Genomic DNA, 21462 nt, shown 5'->3' with positions numbered 1-21462 from the left:
AAACTATAAATCCACAGAAAAACATTTTGAATGGCGTTGGTTTTGCTTTGCTTACCATGGTAATTCTCTGCATTTTGTCTTTTGCGTCTTCAGTTGGAGTTGGTAGATGGGAGGCCATTGTATACCCAGATGATTCAGGAATTGCTTCAGACTCTCCCTTGCCCCTGGCTATGAGCATGGTGGTAGGAGAAGGACACTGGAATTATCAAATCTTAACCTTCATTGCGCTATTCGGCCTGGTGGCTTCTTTTAATGGGATCATTTTGGCAGCTGGCCGAACCACCTTTGAGTTTGGAAGAGTGGGGTATGCCCCCAAGGCAATTGGCAAGGTGAATAAACGATTTAAGACCCCGGGCAATGCCCTGCTGTTTAACATGCTCATTGGAATCATTGCTTTGCTAACAGGCAAGACGGGTGAAATCATCACCATCGCTGTATTTGGTGCTTTGGGCCTTTACATCTTATCGATGATTGCCTGTTTAAAACTTAGAAAAAATGAACCTGATCTGGATCGGCCTTTTAAAGTTCCTTTTTACCCGCTATTCCCTGTGGTAGCGTTGATTATTGCAAGTATATCAATGATTGCGATGGTTATTTACAATTTTAATCTGGCCTTGATATTTTTCGCCATGCTCCTGGGGTCCTACCTGTTTTTCAAATTATTTATTCACAAAGCCTGACAGCACATGAAAACTACAAAAGAAGGTCTTATTGAAGAATTGAAAGCCAAATCCTGTAACAAGATTAAATTGGCAATAGTAGATATTGATGGGGTTTTGAGGGGAAAGGTAGTATCCCTGGATAAATTTATTTCCATGCTGGATGGGGGCTTGGGCTTTTGTGCTGTGGTGTTTGGCTGGGATATGGAGGATAAATCTTATGATAATGTTTCCGTCACAGGTTGGCATACAGGCTATCCGGATTTTCAGGCCCGGATAGATCTGTCTACCCAAAGACAAATCCCCTGGGATCAGGACATGCCATTTTTTCTGGCTGATTTTGAAAAGGACAAGGAGCAGGGAGCTTTGGTTTGCCCGCGGTCATTATTAAAGCGAATTAAACAAAAAGCACTGGATGCCGGATTTATGCCTCAATTCTCTCAGGAATTTGAATGGTTTAACTTTGAAGTTACCCCGGAAGCTTTTGGAAATGAGCAACCGGATCTGGCCAAACCCATGACACCGGGAATGTTTGGTTATTCAATTCTAAGGGCCTCTTTGAAAAGCGAATATTTCAATGACTTGTTTGACCTCTGCCGTAAGTTTGACATTCCTTTGGAAGGTTTACATACCGAAACAGGCCCTGGCGTGTACGAAGCGGCAATTCAATACAGCGAAATTCTCCTGGCTGCAGACCGGGCAGTTTTGTTTAAAACCAGCGTAAAGGAAATTGCCTACAAGCATGGATTGATGGCCACCTTCATGGCCAAGTGGTCTGAGACACTTCCCGGAAACGGAGGACATGTCCACCAAAGCCTTTGGGACAAAAACCTTGAAAATAACCTTTTCTATGAGCCAGAGGGGAAATGGCAGATGAGCAAAGTGATGGAACAGTATATTGCTGGTCAATTGCACTGTCTGCCCTATATGCTTCCCATGTTTGCGCCCACCATAAATAGCTACAAAAGGCTGGTGGAAGGAGCCTGGGCACCAACAACCCTTACATGGGCGAGAGATAATCGGACTACTGCCCTGAGGGTCCTATCTGGTGGAAAAAAATCTACCCGCCTGGAAACCAGGGTAATTGGCTCGGATGTCAACCCTTATCTGGCCATGGCCGCTTGTCTGGCAGCCGGATTATATGGAATTGAGCAGCAGTTGGAATTGAATAAAACAGCGACTGTCGGTAATGGATACAAAGACTTTTCAAATGGAACCATACCTACTTCCCTAAAAGAAGCCAGCAGCCTAATGAAAAATTCCGATTTGGCCAATGACCTTTTTGGAGAAGCTTTTGTCCAGCATTTCTGTAAAACCAGAGAATGGGAGTGCAGGGAATTTGATGCTAAAGTTACCGATTGGGAAAGAAAAAGATATTTTGAAATCATCTGATTTTTACAAAAAACACCCCTATTTATTACCTTACAAAAAATGAATATACAAGATAAATTCAACTTTAATTTCCCCACCCAGATCCGATTTGGAGTAGGGGTTATTGCGGAGCTTGCGGAATACCTGAAAGCCCATCATCTAAGCCGTCCTCTTTTGGTTACCGATCCTTTGGTAAAAGAACTGGATTTTTTTAAAAAAATAACCGCTGATCTCTCCCGCGCTGGTATTGCTGTAGCCATTTTTTCGGATGTACATAAAAATCCCGTAAAATCAGATGTGCTTAAGGGAAAAGAACAGTATCAATCTACACAGAGAGATGCTATTGTAGGGATTGGGGGAGGAGTGGCACTGGATGTTTCCAGGGCCATTGCCTTAAGTATCAACCACCATAGGGATTTGTTTGATTATGATGATTTGATCGGAGGCGATCAATACGTTACTGAGCCAATCCCCCATTTTATCACTGTTCCAACAACAGCCGGCACCGGAAGTGAGGTCGGCAGAAGTGCCATCATTTCAGAGGATGAAAGCAAGAAGAAAAGGATACTCTTCGCCCCTTCATTAATGGCAAAAATGGTTTTTGCCGATCCACAGTTGACCTTGGATTTGCCTCCTTTTGTGACAGCGGCCACAGGCATGGATGCGCTTACCCACAATATTGAAGCTTATTTGTCAAAAAACTGGCACCCGATGTGTAGTGGGATTGCCTTAGAGGGGATTCAATTGATTGGAGAATCTTTGGAAAAGGCTACGTTACAACCTGATCTACTTTCCAGAAGTAAAATGTTGATGGCTTCCATGATGGGGGCCATAGCCTTCCAGAAAGGTCTCGGAATTGTTCACAGCCTTGCCCATCCCTTGTCCAGTTTACTGGACACCCACCATGGTCTGGCAAATGCGGTAAATTTACCATATGGTCTTGATTTCAATTATGAAGGCAGCGAAGAAAGGTTTGATCAAATGGCGCTTAAGTTAGGTTTTAACAAAGGAGAAGGGCATCAATTAAGCGGTTTTATCAAAGAATTGAATGTGAAATTAGCCTTACCGACCCATCTTTCCGGAATAGGTGTTAATAAATTCCATATTCCTACCCTTTCTGCTTTGGCGATTGCCGATTTTTGTCACCCAAACAATCCCAAGCCTGTTAGCCAAAAGGATTTTGAAACCATTTATCTCACAGCACTTTAATTTATGTTGAAAATAGGCATCAGCTCCTGCTTTATGTATCCGGATCCATCAAGGCTTGTATTTGGACCAAAAAATCTTGCCTATGTGGAATCAGATATGTTCAGGTACGTTGCACAGGAGGGGGTTCTTCCGGTCTTGATTCCTGATCTTCCTTTTGATAAGTTGGTAGAAATACTTAAGGAACTGGATGGATTTGTGTTTCAGGGTGGGACAGACCTTTCCCCTCAAACTTATGGAGAGGAACCCATACAGGCAGGAAAATGGCTTGGAGACCCTTACAGGGACAAGTATGAAATGGCAATAATGGATTTTGCAATCCGTCAAAAGAAACCCATCCTTGCCATCTGCCGGGGGATACAACTACTAAATGTGCATTTTGGAGGGACCCTATACCAGGATATTGCTACCCAGGTACCCCAGTCCATTATGCACAGGAATGCAGAAAAGTACGATAGCCTGACGCATCAGATTACCTTTGCAAAAAACGAAACCCTTGATAAAATATATAAAGGCATCGAAAACCCAATGGTAAACTCGGTTCACCATCAGGGAATCAAAACACTGGGAAAAGGTTTGAAAATTCTTGCAAGGTGTTCCGAGGATGGTATGATTGAGGCTGTAGAAGCCAATATGGCCCCGAATAGAAACATCATTGGGGTTCAATGGCATCCTGAGTTTTCTGTCGGAAAAGGAAAACCACTGCTTGATCCTTTAAAGTTATATTCCTATTTTATAGAAAAAGTAAAAAACCAATAAATGATGGACATCATTAACCCTGCCACAGGTCAGCTTGTAGAATCATTGCCCGTAGACAATGCGGAAAGTGTCAATGAAAAAATAAAAAGATTACAAACAGGTCAGTCTAAATGGGCCAAAGTTCCCCTGGAGGAAAGGATTTCCATAATTAGTCGTTTTGGTAATCTGGTCAGGGAAAACCTGGAAGAACTGTCCCTGTTGCTCAGCCGGGAAACCGGAAAACCCCTTCAGCAAGCGAAAAATGAAATTACAGGAGCACATAACCGAATAGTTCATATAGAGACGGCAGCTGCCAAATGGTTGTCTCAGGAAATGGTAACAGCAGATGGTCCAACCAGGGAGCTAATTGTCTATGAACCTCTGGGGGTTATAGCCAATATATCAGCTTGGAACTTTCCCTATAATGTGGGTTATAATGTTTTTTTATATGCCTTGGTAGCAGGAAATGCAGTAGCCTACAAGCCTTCTGAATATGCCAGCCTGACCGGTTTAAAGTTCAGAGAACTGCTTTGGAAAGCAGGCGTACCAGAAAATGCTTTTGAATGTTTTATTGGTGGGCCTGCTGTTGGAGAAATGCTTTTGGAAGCAGATTTGGATGGCTACTTTTTTACCGGATCCTACAGAACCGGAAAATATATAGCAAAGAAAGTGGCAGAAAAACTGGTTCCTGTACAATTGGAGCTTGGAGGTAAAGATCCCTTATACGTAATGGATGATGTACCTGATGTCAAGCAGGCTGCCCTCAATGCGGCTGAAGGAGCATTTTACAACAATGGACAAAGCTGTTGTGCGGTGGAGAGAATTTACGTCCATGAGCGCATCTTCGATGATTTTGTAGCTGCTTTTGTGACTGAAGTGAATACATACCCCATTGGTGACCCTTTGGATCCAAAAACTTTTATAGGCCCCCTTACCAGAAAGGATCAATTGGATGTCATTTTGGATCAAATTCAGGATGCAATCCGTCAGGGTGCCCGCTTAGAGACGGGGGGTAAGCGTTGGGGAGAAAAGGGGTTCTACCTGCTGCCAACAGTATTGACAGGGGTGAATCACAAAATGGCTGTTATGAAAGAAGAGACTTTTGGTCCAGTTATTGGTATTCAATCCGTTGCGAACGATGAAGAAGCCCTCACCTTAATGAAAGATACCGATTACGGTTTGACAGCCGCAGTTTTCTCAGCAGATGAGAAAAGGGCAAAAAATATTTTAGAGCAGCTTCCCACAGGCACGGCCTATTGGAACTGTTGCGATAGGGTAAGTCCGAATTTGCCCTGGACAGGAAGAAAAAATTCCGGGTTGGGGGTCACTTTGTCACATTTGGGAATAAGGGCCTTTACCCATCCCAAAGCCTTTCATTTAAGAGATTGAATCCAAGTGTCGCGTATGTGGTCTTTCCTTTAATTTTATATTAAATTTTTTACTTTTTATTTATAATTAAATAAAGGCGGACAGATAGTTAGAAATTTTTTTATTTATCATTTTTGTATAAATATTTATTTTAATTTTAAATATTAATTATATTTAGAATTAAAGATTTGTATTTCCTTTCTTAAGAGGTTTTTATAAAGAATTTACCTGCTTTATCAGAATTTCCTGATTGGTTATTAAATCTTTCCTGAAATCCTATTAACCTACCGTTTAGTGAAAGGAAGTATTGATGATTATATCTTTCTTTGATTATTTTTTCTTTTATAAACCAATATCTTAAACATTCATTACTATGATGAAATCAGTACCTTATGTTAGAGGGCAATTTTCCCGTACATTAAAATGTATGGGACTAATGTCCCTGCTATTGCTCTTGGTCAATAGCCAAGCTTTATGGGCCCAATCCAGAACTGTGCAGGGCCTGGTTACGGAAAGCTCCAATGGGGAGCCGGTGTTAGGTGCCTCTGTGTTAATACAGGGTACCACCCGAGGCACAGTTACAGACCTGGATGGCAGGTATGAACTGGAAGTACCCTCCAATGAAGCCATACTCGTGTTTTCCTACATTGGTTTTCAATCCAAGGAGCTGGTCGTGGGAAACCGGTCCACCATTGATGTGGTATTGGAATACTCCTCCGAAGAATTGAGTGAGGTGGTCGTTACCGCATTGGGTGTGGAAAGAGAGACCAAAGCACTGGGTTATTCCGTGCAGGCGGTGGACGGAGATCGTTTTACCGAGGCCAGGGAAACGAATGTGATGAACTCTCTTAGCGGAAGAGTGGCCGGTGTACAAATCACCAATTCTTCCAGTGGTATTGGAGGGTCCTCCAGGGTTACCATCAGGGGTGAATCATCCTTGAACATCAATGCCAACCAGCCCTTGTTTGTGGTGGATGGTGTTCCGATCAGCAACAATATTGTGGGTTCATCCGGTTCCGGTAACCAGGAAGTGGATTATGGGAATCCTGCCGGAGAAATCAATCCGGATGACATTGCATCCATGAGCATTTTGAAGGGCCCTGCTGCTGCAGCCCTTTATGGCTCCAGGGCGGCCAATGGTGCCATTTTGATCACCACAAAATCCGGAAAGAACAAAAAGGGTCTGGGTGTTAGCATCAATTCCAATACGACTTTCGATACCCCCCTGGTACTTCCTGATTGGCAAGACAAGTACGGACAGGGAAATAACGGTTTATTTTCTTTTGTCAATGGGGCAGGGGCAGGTATTGCGGATGGCGTAGATGAAAGTTGGGGACCTGAAATGGACCAGGGAACTTCTCTTCCTCAGTTTGACTCACCCAGGAGTGTAGCAGGGTTTAGAGGTGGAGATTTGAACGCACCTGAAGGCAGTACCATCACGCCAACTCCATGGGTATCGCAACCCAATAACATCAAAGACTTTTTTCAAACAGGGGTAACCTTATCCAATAATGTTTCCATAGCCTCCGGCAACGAGAAATCAAATTTCCGGTTTTCCTGGACCAATCTTGACCAAAAAGGAACGATACCCAATACGGATCTGAAAAGAAACACCCTTGCTTTTAATGGTACAAGTAAGATCACGGATCGTCTGACCATTACCACGGCTATCAATTACCAGAAAACCAATAGTGGAAACCGTCCCAGCATCAGTTATGGAACGGAGAGCCTGATGTACCTGTGGATTTGGTACGGCAGACAGATCAACACAGGAAACCTTAGAGATTATTGGATGCCAGGCCTTGAGGGAAGGCAGCAGTTCAATTACAACTACAATTACCACGATAACCCTTATTTCAACGTTTATGAAAATACCAACGGGCAGTCCAAAGACAGGGTATTTGGGAATGTGGTGGCCAATTACAAAATATTGGATAAATTAAACCTGATGGTCAGAACTGGTTTAGATCAGTATAATGACCTGAGGGACCGAAAAAGAGCCTTCAGTACCATGAGGTTTCCTCTGGGAAGTTACCGGGAAGATGCGGTATACTTCAGCGAGAGGAATACGGATTTTTTGTTGACTTATTCTGAAACAGAAAATGTGAAATGGTCTTACTCACTATCATTGGGAGGCAATCAAATGGTACAGGAAAACAGGTTTACCCGTACCATGGCCCCTCAATTGCTGATCCCGGGAATTTATAATTTCACCAATACTGCAGTTAATCTTCAGGTTGACCACATGGTCTCTGAAAAAAGAATCAATTCCATTTATGGATTTAGCCAGATAGGTTACAATAATATCTTGTTTTTGGACATTACAGGCAGAAATGACTGGTCCAGTACCCTTCCTATAGGGAACAACAGTTATTTTTATCCATCAGCTACCATGAGTGGTATCATTTCTGATATGGTTACTTTACCGGAAGCGGTCTCTTTTTTCAAAGTCAGGGCGGCCTATGCCGAGGTGGGAAATGACACCAATCCGTATAGCCTTACGAATGTTTTCAATCCGGCAACAGCCTGGGGATCCATTCAAAGTAAAACCGAATCCAACAGGCTTGCCAATGCTTCATTAAAACCAGAGAGGACCGGATCCTTTGAAATTGGGGCGGATCTCAGGCTTTTGAAGGGCAGGTTAGGGCTGGACTTCACCTACTATGACAACCGGACCAGAAATCAGATCATTCCCATAGAACTTGACATTTCCACAGGATACGCCAGCAGGATTATCAATGCCGGAGAAATACAAAACAACGGGGTTGAATTGGTTTTGTCGGGAAGTCCGATTCAGAAAGTCAATGGTTTGAAATGGAATGTAATGGCCAATTTCACCAGAAACAGAAGTAAAGTATTGGAGCTGACAGATGACCTGGATACCTACTCCATGGTAGGTAGAAATGGAGCGACCATTCAGGCCAGGATTGGCGAAAGAATGGGGAATATCTACGGAAGAGGTTTTGCCAGAGTAACTGATGCCAATAGCCCCTATTTTGGTCAAATCATTCACAATACCTCGGGAACCCCTTTGACAGCCACGGAATTGGTATTTCAGGGAAATTATAATCCCGATTGGATGCTGGGCATACAAAATAATTTCAATTATAAAAGATTGTCTTTCGGGTTTCTGTTTGACATCAGGTATGGTGGCATTGTGGTGTCCAGAACAAAAACCATTGGTAGCACTTCAGGACAGCTGGAGGAGACATTGTTAGGCAGAGAAAATGGCTATGATTTATCGATAGAGGGAAATGGCATCATTAGTCCCGGTGTAATTCAGACATCGGACGGAAGTTATGTGCCAAATGAAATGAAAATTAGTTCAAGGGATTGGCACAACAGGTATTACGAGCGAAGCAATGTGGAAGCCGCCAAGTACGATGCCTCATTTGTGAAATTAAGGGAAATCACCCTGGGATACAATTTGCCAGGTGCTGCCATGAGTAAATTGCCTTTCCAGGAAGCCCGCTTTTCCCTTGTTGCCAGGAACCTGGCGCTATGGACTGAAAACCCGCACTTTGATCCGGAAACCATGTCAATGAGCGGCGGAACACTCATACCCGGAGTTGAGGATATGGCCTTCCCGTCCACCAGAAGTATAGGTTTTAATTTGAACCTTAAATTTTAATAAAAAAATAAGACCGATATGAAATCGAGCATGGAGCAAGCAACAAAGAAGGAGATAACTACAAAACCTGCGCTATTTTCTGTTTGCCGAAGGACAGATATGTGGTCTTTAAAAACAAATTATACACACATGAAATCGACATATAAATATTTATTCAGCGCCCTCTCATTATTGCTGTTTATGGGGCTAGTCAGTTGCGATAAGGATTTTGAAGAAGTAAACCGAAATCCCAATAGCCCGGAGACGGTTTCCTCCTCTCTTTTATTGCCCAACATTATCAGAAACACGGCTAATGAAATCATTGGAAAAGGCTGGGGCATAGGAAACGTGGTCATGCAATACACCGCGAAAATTCAGTTTACCAACGAAGATCGGTACAACTGGGGACCTGAAGGCAATCCTTACAGTGTTTTTTATAATACCCTGCGGGATGTGAACAACATGGTAATCATTTCCGGAGAATTGGGAGAGAACAATTACGTTGGAGCAGCGCTTGTTATGAAGTCTCTGATGTATGCCTTTATGACGGATGCCTACGGAGACCTGCCTTATTCCGAGGCCATAGGTGCCAAAGAAGGGATCAATTATCCAAGATTTGACCGGCAGGATGTCATTTATGATGGGATATTGGCTGATTTGGAACGGGCCAATCAGCTGTTGGGTAGCTCTTCGGAGGGGATAGAAGGAGATATTCTTTTTCAAGGTGATGTTATGAAATGGAGAAAATTAGCCAATTCCTTGCGGCTAAGAGCATTGATGAGGCTTTCTGACAGGGAAGACCCTTCTACGGCCATGCAGGCCATTGTCGGTAATCCAGGTCAATTTCCCTTATTTGAAAACAACGCGGATAATGCTGCCTTGCAATACCTTCAGGATGTACCCAATCAACATTACCTGTATACCACCAGGTCTGGTTCCTTTGATGAATACCGTTTAAGTACCACAATTGAAGGCTATTTAAAAGATATGGAAGACCCCAGATTGTTTGCTTACTTTCAGCCTACAAATGACAGCGGTGCAGGTCTTATTGGCGCACCTGAAGATTATGCAGGAGTACCCAATGGCTTGGCTGATGAGAATGCTTATGGCTATTCTCCCTCTGGTGATCCCAATAAGGGGGGATCCAATTTTATTTCCAGGGTTGGATTACTGTTTTCCTGTCTGACTTGTTCTGAATTTGCTTCCCCGGTTGGTTTTCAAACCATATTGATGGGATATCCGGAGTTGCAGTTTATTTTGGCAGAAGCAAGGGAAAAGGGGTACATCTCGGTAGGAGATGCCGGAACGTATTATGAAAACGGAATGCGGGCATCATTCGACTATTACGAAGAGCGCTTAAGAGTTGCCAACCTCAATGTTCTGGCTGATGCGGTACAGCCTTCGCCGGTATATTTTTCACAGGATCAGGTAATTTATGATGGTAGCCAGGAAGAAAAGTTGAGAAAAATTGGTACCCAAAAATGGTTGGCCCTGTTTTTCAACGGTCTTGAAGGCTGGTTTGATTGGAGAAGGACCGGGATTCCTGAAATACAACCTGGACCGGCGGCATTTATCGATTCAGTTCCGGTAAGGTTTATGTATCCAAGCAGTTTGCAGGCTTTAAACCGTGAAAATTACGAACAGGCCGTTGGTGTTCAGGGTGAAGACAGAATTACTACCCGTGTTTGGTGGGATGTAGAATAAGCTTATAAGCATGAGCCTAAGGGAAGATTGTTTATTTTCCCTTAGGTTTGATTTATAAAACCTGGCAATTTCCCAAGCTTAAGATCTTGCCATTTCAATTACAATCACTATGAATGAAAACAGACGAGATTTTTTAAAAAAAGCAGCCATTTTTACCGGAGGAGCAGGCCTTTGGGGAACCTTGCCTTCTACCATTCAGAAGGCCATGGCCATTAACCCAGAAATGGGTACATCCTATTTGGATGCAGAACTTGTGGTGATATTGATGCAGGAAAACCGATCATTTGACCATTGCTTTGGAAAGTTAAAAGGGGTAAGGGGATATAATGATCCCAGGGCGATCCGGCTTCCGGATAAGAACCTGGTATGGCTACAGAAAGATAATCAGGGCCAGACTTTTGCCCCTTTCCGATTAAACATCAAAGATACGAAGTCGACCTGGATGAGTTCCATTCCCCATTCCTGGGAAAACCAGGTTGATGCCAGAAATGGCGGAAAGTATGACGGCTGGATAGAGGCCAAAAGACCCGGAAGAAAGGAATTTAGTCATGTTCCCATGACCATGGGTTTTTATGACCGTGAGGACCTTCCTTTTTATTATGCTTTTGCCGATGCCTTTACCGTTTGCGACCAGCATTTTTGTGCCGCTCTCACAGGCACCACTACCAATAGAAACTACCTTTGGGCAGGTAAATCTGTAGGTGAGCCTGATGATAAACCTTTGGTGAGAAATGGTGAACATACCTATGGAAAGGAAGTGGATTGGAAAACTTTTCCAGACCTGTTGCAGGACAATGGGATTTCCTGGAAAGTCTATCAGAATGAAGTAAGTGTAAATACCTTGCTTGAAGGAGAAGATGAATCCTGGCTGGCCAATTTCACAGACAATAATCTGGAATGGTTCAAGCAGTTTGGGGTCCGTTTTACCCCGGGCCATTATGAATACCTCTTGCATCAGCAAAAGCATCTTCCGGAAGAAATAGCTAATTTAGAAACATCGCTAGGAAAAGCTTTGGATGCAGAGAAGGAAGAACTTCAAAAGTTTTTGGATCGGAAAAAAGAGGCATTGCTTCAGGTAGAAAAAGCCATTGCTCAATTTAATCCTGAAACATTTGCCAGGCTTTCCCAAAGGGAGCAAGAAATGCACCAAAGGGCCTTTACCACCAATATCGATGATCCTCATTATCACCAAACTGAAAGTTTGAAGTTCAAAGATGGAGATCAGGATCGGGAGACAAAGATTCCAAAAGGAGATATTTTTCACGAATTCAGAAAAGATGTAGATAGAGGGGAATTACCCACCGTTTCTTATTTGGTGGCACCCAAAAATTTCTCTGATCATCCCAGTGCGCCCTGGTATGGTGCCTGGTATGTATCCGAAGCCTTGGATATTTTAACCAAGGACCCTGAGGTCTGGAAAAAAACCATTTTTATCCTTAACTACGATGAAAATGATGGATATTTTGATCATGTTCCTCCTTTTGTGCCTCCAAAGCCCGGAGATGATTCTACCGGCAGCATGTCCAGGGATTTAGATGCCAGAGGAGAATTTGTAACATTGGAGCAGGAACTGAACTATCCGGGGATTCAGCCTGAAAATGCCAGAGAAAGCCCCGTTGGTTTGGGGTACCGGGTACCTTTGATTGTGGCTTCACCCTGGAGCAGGGGAGGTTGGGTGAATTCTGAAGTTTGTGATATCACTTCAACCATTCTATTCCTGGAAAAGTTTTTATCCCATAAAAAAGGTAAACTGATTCGGGAAGACAATATCAGCTCTTGGAGAAGAAATATCAGTGGTGACCTAACCTCGGTATTCCGACCCTACAATGGTGAAAAAACCGATCTTCCGGATTTGGTAAATCTGGAAAGCCATGTAAAAGCTATTTTCAATGCAGGTTTTAAGGATTTGCCAGATAATTTCAAGGCCCTTGAGGAGGAAGAAATTCGGCAAGTAAACCAAAACCCTTTAGACTCGCCATGGATTCCAAGACAAGAGGAGGGTACCAAGCCTTCCAGTGCTTTGGCCTATGAACTTTATGTAGATGGCAATGTGGATCCCGAGGGAAGGGATATTACAATTAATTTTCATGCATCAAACCGAAGGTTTGGAAAGAAAGCGCTTGGAGCTCCATTCCTGGTCTATGCTCCCGGTCATTATATGGATAGTAAAACCGGTCAAACAACACACTTTAAGACATGGTCATTTGCCGTAAAAGCAGGAGATCAGGTGTCTTATAATTGGCCTATGGAAGCCTTTAAGGGCGATCAATATCATTTATTGGTTTATGGACCCAATGGCTTTTTCAGGGAGTTTAAAGGAAATAAAGAGACAACAGGCTTTACCACCGAGACATTTTATAAAACCGGGGATGGGATATCACAAGAGGGCCATTTTCTTTTGGAACTTGAGAATCATTCCGGAAGACCTTTATCCCTTATTGTATCGGATAATGCCTACAATCAGGGTAATAAATTCATCTCAATAAATTCCGGTAAGAAAACACCGGTAAAAATCTCTACTTCCTCCAGTTATGGATGGTATGATTTTAGCCTAAAAATGGCAGATAATGATTCCTATTTGAAACGGTATTGTGGTAGATTGGAGTTTGGAAGTCACAGCAGGTCAGATCCATATATGGGAGGAGAAGTACCGATTAAGTTAACCTAATTTCTTTTTTGGAATAATTTACCAGGGAACTTTAAATAAGGAAAAGTTCCCTGGTTTTTTTATGTTTATCTGCTACTCTGGTTTTGAACCCGGGTTAAATTTAAAAATATTGGATTTTGATTTAATTTTCACCTGATTTTCCTAATTTCAAAAATAAAATACAAAGACATTAGTTTTTACAAATAAGATGACTTTGGATAAACCCAAAAATACGCATGGTTTAATGGAAAGATTTTTAAGTTGTGACTGGGGTACCAGTTCCTTCAGACTGCGTCTGGTGAATCAAAAAGATGCCAGCATTTTGGGTGAATACAGTTCAGAAGATGGCGTTCAGACAGTCAATTCTTCCTATCTGCAAGATGGCCCCACGCTGGATAGGAGTACTTATTTCTCCAGATTTTTAGAAAAGGGCATAAAAGGCTTTTCCAAACAGTTAAATGTCAATCTGGAAGGATTATGGGTAGTTTGTTCAGGCATGGCTTCTTCCAGCATTGGGCTAATGGAATTGCCCTATTCGGGTTTGCCCTTTGATATTGGAGGGAAATCCATGAACCTGCATTTTTTTAAAGCGGATGATTCCTTTAAACATCCGGTACTTTTACTCTCCGGAGTCCAGGCAGCAGAGGATGTGATGCGTGGGGAAGAAACCCAGCTCATCGGTGTTATCAGACAATTGAAGGATTTTAAGGGAAGTGGAATTTTTATCTTTCCCGGAACGCATTCCAAACATTTGTTTGTAGCCAATCAGAAAATAATGGATTTTCGAACCTTTATGACAGGTGAGGTTTTTCATTTGATGTCCTTCTCCAGTATACTTTCTAAAAGCGTTTCAAAAAATTCCTCCAGGACACCTGAAATGGAAAAAGCTTTTGAAAAAGGAGTATTGGATGGTGGAAGCAGTAATTTGCTGGCGGCACTTTTTAAAGTAAGGACGAAAGAGTTGTTTGGCAAATTCAATAAATTCGAGAATTATCATTATTTGAGTGGTTTGTTGATTGGAAACGAACTTGGTATTTTAGGAGATGAAATCCGGAGACCTGTGTATCTTTGTTCGGACAGTAAACTTCACTGGAGTTATTCAAAAGCAATGGAAGTAATGGGAATTCCCTCAACTGTCCTTTCACCTGAAATGGTGGAAAAGGCTGTTGTCTATGGACAAATAGAAATATTAAATCAAATAGGTAAACATGAGAAAAACATTTTCCTGGGAAGCTTTTGAAAAAGCACCGATTATAGCCATATTCCGAAACCTCGATAGTGATGACTTGATGCAGGTTGCCTCTTGTTTTCAGGCGGCAGGACTTTCTACCATGGAAATTACATTAAACTCTGTCAATGCAACTGCGGATATTTCGCGTTTGGTTGAGGCTTTTGGAGATGTGTTAAATATTGGTGCAGGGACCATATGCGACTTGAATGACATGCATGAGGCATTGGATGCCGGGGCTCAATTTATTGTCACACCGATTTCAGATATTGACGTTATTAATTTCTGCGTAGCCCAGAAAATCCCGGTTTTCCCTGGTGCTTTTACCCCAACTGAAATTTACAAGTCCTGGCAGATGGGTGCTACCATGGTAAAGGTTTTTCCGGCAGGACCTATGGGTCCCGGATATATCAAAGATATACAGGCTCCCTTAAATGAAATCAAACTATTGCCAACCGGGGGGATCAATGAAGACAACATTCAGGAATATTTTGAAGCTGGAGCCAGAGCCGTAGGAGTTGGAAGTGCATTGGTCCCCAAAAATTTTCTGCAAAAGAAAGATTGGGAGGGTCTGACCAGGCACCTGAAATCTTTTTTCGCAGCCTATCAAAAATTTGCAGATAGCCCGAAAGGTTAAAACTATTTCGCATTAATCTTTTATTAAACCTAAGACCCTAAATATCCATGGATCCGACCATTTACCTTTTAACCATCACTATTTTATCAATTTTACTTTTATTGGTTTTGGTGATGAAATTGAAAGTACATGCTTTCATTTCCTTGCTATTGGCCAGTTGCTTTGTCGGGTTAGCGGCAGGTATGCCTTTTATGGAATTGATTGGTAGTCTTCAAAAGGGAATGGGAGATATTTTGGGCTTTATTACTATTGTCGTAGGGCTGGGAGCTATTTTGGGAAAATTACTTGAAGTATCAGGAGGGGCCCAGACCATGGCACACTACCTCATCCGAGGTTTTGGGGAAAAACGAACTTCCTGGGCATTGATGCTTACAGGTTTTATCGTATCCATACCAGTATTTTTGGATGTAGGCTTTATCATATTGATTCCTCTGGTCTATGCACTGGCACATAAAGCAGGAAAATCCTTGTTACATTTTGCTGTTCCACTTCTGGCAGGAATGGCAGTTACCCATGCATTTATACCGCCGACACCTGGGCCGGTAGCTGTGGCAGAAATTATCAACGCTCCGCTGGGATGGATGATCCTATTTGGGGTATTGGTTGGATTGCCATGTGCGATCCTGGCCGGTCCGGTCTTTGGAGGTTACATTTCGAAGAAAATATTTGTGCCGGTTCCACAGCACATTGAATTCAAGGATGAAAAGGAAAGTGTCGCCTCTAAAGCTGATTTTTTCATGATAGCTTTTATCATCATATTGCCTTTGTTTCTGATTTTAATTGCCACCTCCTCCGATATGCTTTTGGACATGGGGTATTTTGATCCGGAAAACACCTTGGTTCAATTGGCCCAGTTTCTAGGTCATCCATTTATTGCACTTACCATTGCGACCCTTATTGCTTCCTATTTTTTGGGCTTTAGAAAGGGGTTTAAAGCCAAACAATTATTGGAATTTTCAGATAAAGCCTTGGCTCCTGCAGGTTTGATCATTGTCATTACCGGTGCAGGTGGAATGTTTAAGGAGATACTGGTACAAAGTGGTGCAGGAGAGGCTTTGGCAGAGGTATTCATCGCTTATAACGTGGCTCCAATCGTTATGGCTTATTTGATTGCTGTGATCATTCGGGTTATTCAGGGTTCCGCCACAGTGGCCATGGTAACGGCGGCGGGTATGGTTGCTCCCATAATTATGGATATGGATATTTCAGATCCCCAGAAAGCATTGATAGGCATTGCCATAGCAGCAGGGTCCTGTATACTTTCTCATGTCAATGATAGTGGCTTTTGGTTGGTGAAAAAATATTTAGATATTTCAGAAAAAGAAACCCTTCAATCCTGGACAGTTTTGGAAACGATCATTTCACTTACTGGTTTTGTTTTGGTATTGATCGTATCTTTGATGATAGCCTGATAATGATATAGCAAAAATAAATGAACCCGGCAAATGAAAATTTATAGAACCACCCATGGGATTGTTATAGAAAATGCCCATAAGTTATATGCTTTAAAAAATGAAAATTGGGATACTTTTATCAATGATGACCAACTGCTGCAGAAAATGGAAGCGACCATCAATGATGCTGATCCCTCTGAAGAGGCCCATGAATGGATATCCAATGGTTTGCTTCCTCCTGTAGAAAATCAGGAAGTCTGGGCCAGCGGTGTAACCTACTACAGAAGTAAACTAGGCAGGCAGGAAGAATCCAAAGACAGCGGTGGGGGCACATTTTATGAGAAGGTGTATCTGGCAGAACGTCCGGAGTTATTTATGAAAGCTACCGGGCCAAGGGTAAAAGGGCATTTGCAAAATGTGCGTATAAGAAAGGATTCTACCTGGGACGTACCAGAACCTGAACTTACTCTTGTGGTATCATCTTCAGGAAAAATCATCGGTTATACCATAGGCAATGACATGAGTTCAAGGAGTATAGAGGGAGAGAATCCTTTGTACCTTCCCCAGGCCAAAATTTATGATGGATGTGCCGCATTGGGGCCTTGCATTTTTGTAACAGATAGCCCTCTTCCGGCAACTTCAGAAATAAAACTGGAAATCATTCGGGAAAGTAACCTGGTTTTTAGTGATGCCATTTCCATAGACCAAATAAAAAGGGATTTCAATCAGTTGGTGGAGTTTCTTTTCAGAGAATATTCCTTTCCTAAAGGTGCTTTTTTAATGACCGGTACGGGTATCGTTCCTGACCAGAGCTTCACCCTAAAGTCGGGAGATGTAATAAAAATTCATATAGATAAGATCGGTACATTGATCAATACTGTGGATTAGTAACAATTTGTTTCAAAATTTCCTAAATGAGGTAAACCTTTGCTACTACGTAGGTTAAATCCTTTTTATTTCATTCGATCTGCTTGCCCTTGGTTAGGCACCAAAATTTTAAACCGTCTGGCCATAACCAAGTCAATTATTTTACTTAATTTTGAATCCCATAAGAATATAAACAAAATTTCATATAAGCGTTCTTATGGGTTTATCTGCTAAACACATCTTTATTACAGGAGGAGTCACTTCTTCTCTCGGCAAAGGTATTATTGCTGCCTCCCTTGCCAAACTTTTGCAATCCAGAGGGATCTCCGTAACCATTCAAAAGTTCGATCCATACCTGAACATAGATCCGGGTACCCTGAATCCTTATGAACATGGTGAATGTTATGTCACAGAGGATGGGGCCGAGACGGATCTGGATTTGGGCCACTATGAAAGATTCCTGAATGCTACCACCTCCCAGGATAATAATGTAACTACCGGCAGGATTTATAATAATGTAATCACAAAAGAAAGAAAAGGGGAATTCCTGGGTAAAACGGTACAGGTGGTACCTCATATAACAGATGAAATAAAAAACAATTTCTATAAGCTGGGTCGTGATGGAAAGTATGATGTCATCATTACCGAAATCGGAGGTTGTGTAGGGGATATTGAATCCCTGCCTTTTGTAGAAGCAGTAAGACAGGCCCGGTGGGACCTGGGACCGAATAATATTCTGGTGATTCACCTTACCCTGATTCCATACCTCTCTGCAGCAAAGGAGTTGAAAACCAAACCAACGCAGCATTCTGTTAAGCAACTGTTGGAAGCAGGAGTGCAACCGGATATTTTGGTTTGCAGGACAGAACACCATCTTCCTTCGGATGTAAAAAAGAAAATTGCCCTTTTCTGTAATGTTCAGTTGAATTGTGTCATTGAAGCCATGGATGCGGCATCCATTTATGATGTCCCCTTGCTGATGAAAAAGGAACGTTTGGATGAAAGGGTCATGAGCAAATTGAAAATTTCTTCCAAATCCAATACCGAATTGGAACAGTGGAAGGAGTTTTTGGGCAGGCTTAAAAACCCTACTATGGAAGTGGATGTGGCATTGATAGGAAAATATGTTTCCCTCCCTGATGCCTATAAATCGATTATTGAATCCTTTATCCATGCAGGAACATCCCTGGAGTGTAAAGTTAATCTTCATTTGATCTCTTCCGAAGAGGTAAATAAAGACAACGTGGATAAAAAGCTTCAAGATATGGATGGTGTGCTGGTAGCTCCCGGATTTGGAATCAGGGGTTTGGCAGGTAAATTAGATGCGGTTAAATTTGCCCGGATAAATCAAATCCCTTATTTCGGGATTTGTCTTGGGATGCAGATAGCAGTGATTGAGTTTGCCAATAATGTTTTGGGATTGACCGAAGCAAGTTCCACTGAAATTAAACCGGATTGCAAAGATCCGGTGATATTTTTAATGGAAGGGCAAAAAGACATTACCCAGATGGGCGGAACCATGCGATTGGGCTCCTATCCCTGTGAATTGGTGAAGGGAAGCCGGGCTTTCACAGCTTATGGCAAGCAAAAGATTACTGAACGACACCGGCACAGGTATGAGTTTAACAACAAATACCTGAAAGAATTTGAGAAACACGGTATGATTGCCTCTGGTAAGAATCCTGATAAAGGATTGGTAGAAATTGTGGAAATCAAAGACCATCCATGGTTCGTCGGTACCCAGTTTCACCCGGAGTATAAAAGCACCGTTTTGAATCCTCATCCCTTGTTTGTGCGGTTTATTAAAGCAATGATCGATAAAAAACAAAATAAATCATAAAAAGAAATAAGCAGTTCAAGGTGTAAAGGCCTATTAAATAAACGATTATATCATGGATAAAAATCAAGCGACAGGACTAATTCTTTTCGCAGCGGTAATATTGGTTTACTCACTTTTTTTTGCGAGCGACCCTGAACCAGTTACCGAACCCCAGACCTCTAAATCCACCCAGGTTCAGTCCAAAGAAACGGATGAGGATGACTTTACTGAATTTGAAGCGGATGATCAGGCGGATAGTATAAAGAGCAAAGAAAAACTTCAAAAGTTTGGAGAATTTTCTAGCCTTACCAGTGGAGTGGAAGAATCCTTTATTTTAGAAAATGAGAATATTAAGGTTACTTTTTCCAACAAAGGTGGGGAAATTCAACAGGTAGAGGTTAAAGGATTTAAAACTTTTGATCAGCAGCCATTGATATTGTTTGACCAGAAATCGGGAGACCTGGAATATGAAATCAATACCAGACAGGGAAAAATCGGCTTGAATGAACTCTTTTTCGAGGTAAGGGAATCTACCACGGAGGTAGAGGGTGTAGAGATCAATCAATTGATTTTCACGGCCAGTGTAGGATCCGGTAGTTTGGAGAGAGTTTATGGCTTGCCTGCAAGTGGATATGAAATGAGCCACCTTGTACAGGGTAAAGGGTTGAATGCCATGGTATCTGACGATATCCTGACCATGAATTGGCGCAGTGAGCTAATGATGCTGGAAGAAGACCTGGAAGAATCCCGGAGGAAAACTTATATGAATTATTACACCGTTGCTGAAGATTATGATTACCTGACAACGGGAGATTCAGAAGATGCCCAGCAAATAGGGGAACCCTTGAAATGGGTAGCTTTCAAACAGCGGTTTTTTACCGCAGGCATTATTGCTGAAAACCAGTTTAATAATGGAAACCTTGCTCAGGAGACTCCTTTGGATGCCTCCTCGGTGAAGAACATGTATGCTACCTTATCTTTGCCCCTGAATGAAGAAGTGTCCTACTATTTTGGACCGAATAATTATAAAATCCTCAAGCAGGTCACCCCTGAGTTTGATAATAATGTAGACATGGGGTATGTTTTTGTGAGTTGGGTAAACAAATACATTATTGTCAACCTTTTCCATTGGCTGGAGAAATTTTTTGATAATTATGGGGTAATCATTATCCTGATTGTTTTTATCATTAAGTTGTTTCTTTTGCCATTGACTTACAAGTCCTATATAGGAATGGCCAAAATGAGGGTTATTAAACCTGAGATTGACGAATTGAAGGAGAAATACGGGGATGATCAGACCAAAATGCAGCAAGAGCAAATGAAACTCTTTTCACAGCTCGGCGTCAGTCCCATAAGCGGTTGCCTTCCGATGGTACTGCAAATGCCTTTTTTGCTCGCCATGTTCTTCTTCTTTCCCAATTCCATCGAATTGAGGCAGGAATCTTTCCTTTGGGCCCATGACCTTTCTACTTACGATTCGATTTTGAACCTGCCTTTTACCATTCCATTTTATGGATCTCATGTCAGTTTGTTTACTCTGTTGATGACGCTTTCACAGATAGCGTACACACATTTTAACAATCAGCTGACAACAGCCCAAGGCCCCATGAAAAACATCGGTTATATCATGCCGGTAGTTTTCATGTTTGTGTTGAACTCTTTCCCGGCGGCTTTGAGTTTCTATTATTTCGTTTCCAATATGGTCACCTTTGGACAGCAGGCATTGATCAAGCAATTTGTAGACGATAGCAAAATCAGGCAAAAAGTTGAAGAGAGCAAAGCTAAAAATGCCAATAAGAAAAAATCCAAGTTTCAAATGAGGATTGAGCAAGCCATGAAGGCAGCAGAAAATAAAAAAACCGAGCCTAAAAAAAGAAAGGGCAAGCAAAAGTAAGCTGTTTTGATCCGAAAATTAAGGCTTGATGGGTTTCAAAAGTGTATGTTTGACTGAAAGCGGCGGTGCCTTGTACCTCACTGAAGGTTGAGAAAACCTGAGCAGAAGCTGATTTTGATGCATCACAGCAGTTTGGAAAATCATATATTTCTGTATCGCTTGTTTTAGGCTTGATTTCATGCCTCCTTTGGAGTCCTTTTCATCTTCCTAAATCGGCTGCGATTGGGTAATTACAGGTCACCTAAGCGACTTATCAATAATTATTCATGAGTTTTCCACCAATTGATGTGGAAAAGTAGCTGTCCATAGTTCCGATTTAA

Annotated in this window: 14 protein-coding genes; all 14 read left to right on the top strand. The window is 42.1% G+C overall.

What is annotated here, in order from left to right:
* Window positions 1-680, top strand: a 680-nt coding sequence (locus HUJ21_RS13545; RefSeq protein ID WP_291370642.1) for an amino acid permease, incomplete at its 5' end; no start/stop codon positions are given.
* 6 nt (window positions 681-686) lie between these two features.
* On the top strand, window positions 687-2051 hold the full coding sequence (locus tag HUJ21_RS13540) for a glutamine synthetase family protein (RefSeq protein ID WP_291370640.1): 1365 nt from the start codon (window positions 687-689) through the stop codon (window positions 2049-2051).
* Window positions 2052-2090: 39 nt separating this feature from the next.
* Window positions 2091-3239 (top strand): iron-containing alcohol dehydrogenase, encoded by a 1149-nt coding sequence (locus HUJ21_RS13535; RefSeq protein ID WP_291370638.1) that lies wholly within the window; start codon window positions 2091-2093, stop codon window positions 3237-3239.
* Window positions 3240-3242: 3 nt separating this feature from the next.
* Window positions 3243-3995, top strand: coding sequence for a gamma-glutamyl-gamma-aminobutyrate hydrolase family protein (locus tag HUJ21_RS13530; RefSeq protein ID WP_291370636.1), 753 nt, complete (start codon window positions 3243-3245; stop codon window positions 3993-3995).
* A complete protein-coding gene (locus tag HUJ21_RS13525) occupies window positions 3996-5363 on the top strand; it encodes an aldehyde dehydrogenase family protein (protein WP_291370634.1) in 1368 nt (455 codons plus the stop codon).
* A gap of 352 nt (window positions 5364-5715) precedes the next feature.
* Window positions 5716-8973, top strand: coding sequence for a SusC/RagA family TonB-linked outer membrane protein (locus tag HUJ21_RS13520; protein ID WP_291370632.1), 3258 nt, complete (start codon window positions 5716-5718; stop codon window positions 8971-8973).
* Window positions 8974-9102: 129 nt separating this feature from the next.
* On the top strand, window positions 9103-10656 hold the full coding sequence (locus tag HUJ21_RS13515; protein ID WP_291370630.1) for a SusD/RagB family nutrient-binding outer membrane lipoprotein: 1554 nt from the start codon (window positions 9103-9105) through the stop codon (window positions 10654-10656).
* 109 nt (window positions 10657-10765) lie between these two features.
* Window positions 10766-13324: a phosphocholine-specific phospholipase C gene (locus tag HUJ21_RS13510; protein WP_291370628.1), complete on the top strand. Its 2559-nt coding sequence runs from the start codon at window positions 10766-10768 to the stop codon at window positions 13322-13324.
* Between the two features lie 223 nt (window positions 13325-13547).
* On the top strand, window positions 13548-14543 hold the full coding sequence (locus HUJ21_RS13505; protein ID WP_291370626.1) for a 2-dehydro-3-deoxygalactonokinase: 996 nt from the start codon (window positions 13548-13550) through the stop codon (window positions 14541-14543).
* On the top strand, window positions 14512-15168 hold the full coding sequence (locus HUJ21_RS13500) for a bifunctional 4-hydroxy-2-oxoglutarate aldolase/2-dehydro-3-deoxy-phosphogluconate aldolase (RefSeq protein WP_291370625.1): 657 nt from the start codon (window positions 14512-14514) through the stop codon (window positions 15166-15168). The genes HUJ21_RS13505 and HUJ21_RS13500 overlap by 32 nt, the downstream gene beginning before the upstream one ends.
* Window positions 15169-15215: 47 nt before the next feature.
* Window positions 15216-16580, top strand: a complete 1365-nt coding sequence (locus tag HUJ21_RS13495; protein ID WP_291370624.1) for a gluconate:H+ symporter — start codon at window positions 15216-15218, stop codon at window positions 16578-16580.
* 33 nt (window positions 16581-16613) lie between these two features.
* Entirely contained in the window at window positions 16614-17450 is an 837-nt protein-coding gene (locus HUJ21_RS13490) for a fumarylacetoacetate hydrolase family protein (protein ID WP_291370622.1), read from the top strand.
* A 196-nt stretch (window positions 17451-17646) separates the two neighbouring features.
* Window positions 17647-19269: a CTP synthase gene (locus tag HUJ21_RS13485; protein WP_291370620.1), complete on the top strand. Its 1623-nt coding sequence runs from the start codon at window positions 17647-17649 to the stop codon at window positions 19267-19269.
* A 52-nt stretch (window positions 19270-19321) separates the two neighbouring features.
* Window positions 19322-21142 carry a membrane protein insertase YidC gene (gene yidC / locus HUJ21_RS13480; protein WP_291370618.1) on the top strand — a complete coding sequence of 607 codons (1821 nt, stop codon included), beginning with the start codon at window positions 19322-19324 and terminating at the stop codon, window positions 21140-21142.
* Window positions 21143-21462: the final 320 nt, after the last annotated feature.

This window comes from Cyclobacterium sp., from assembly GCF_014762705.1.
Taxonomy (GTDB): Bacteria; Bacteroidota; Bacteroidia; order Cytophagales; family Cyclobacteriaceae; genus Cyclobacterium.
The sequence above is the reverse complement of the archived record's forward strand: the minus strand, read 5'-3'. Positions and strand labels throughout refer to the sequence as shown.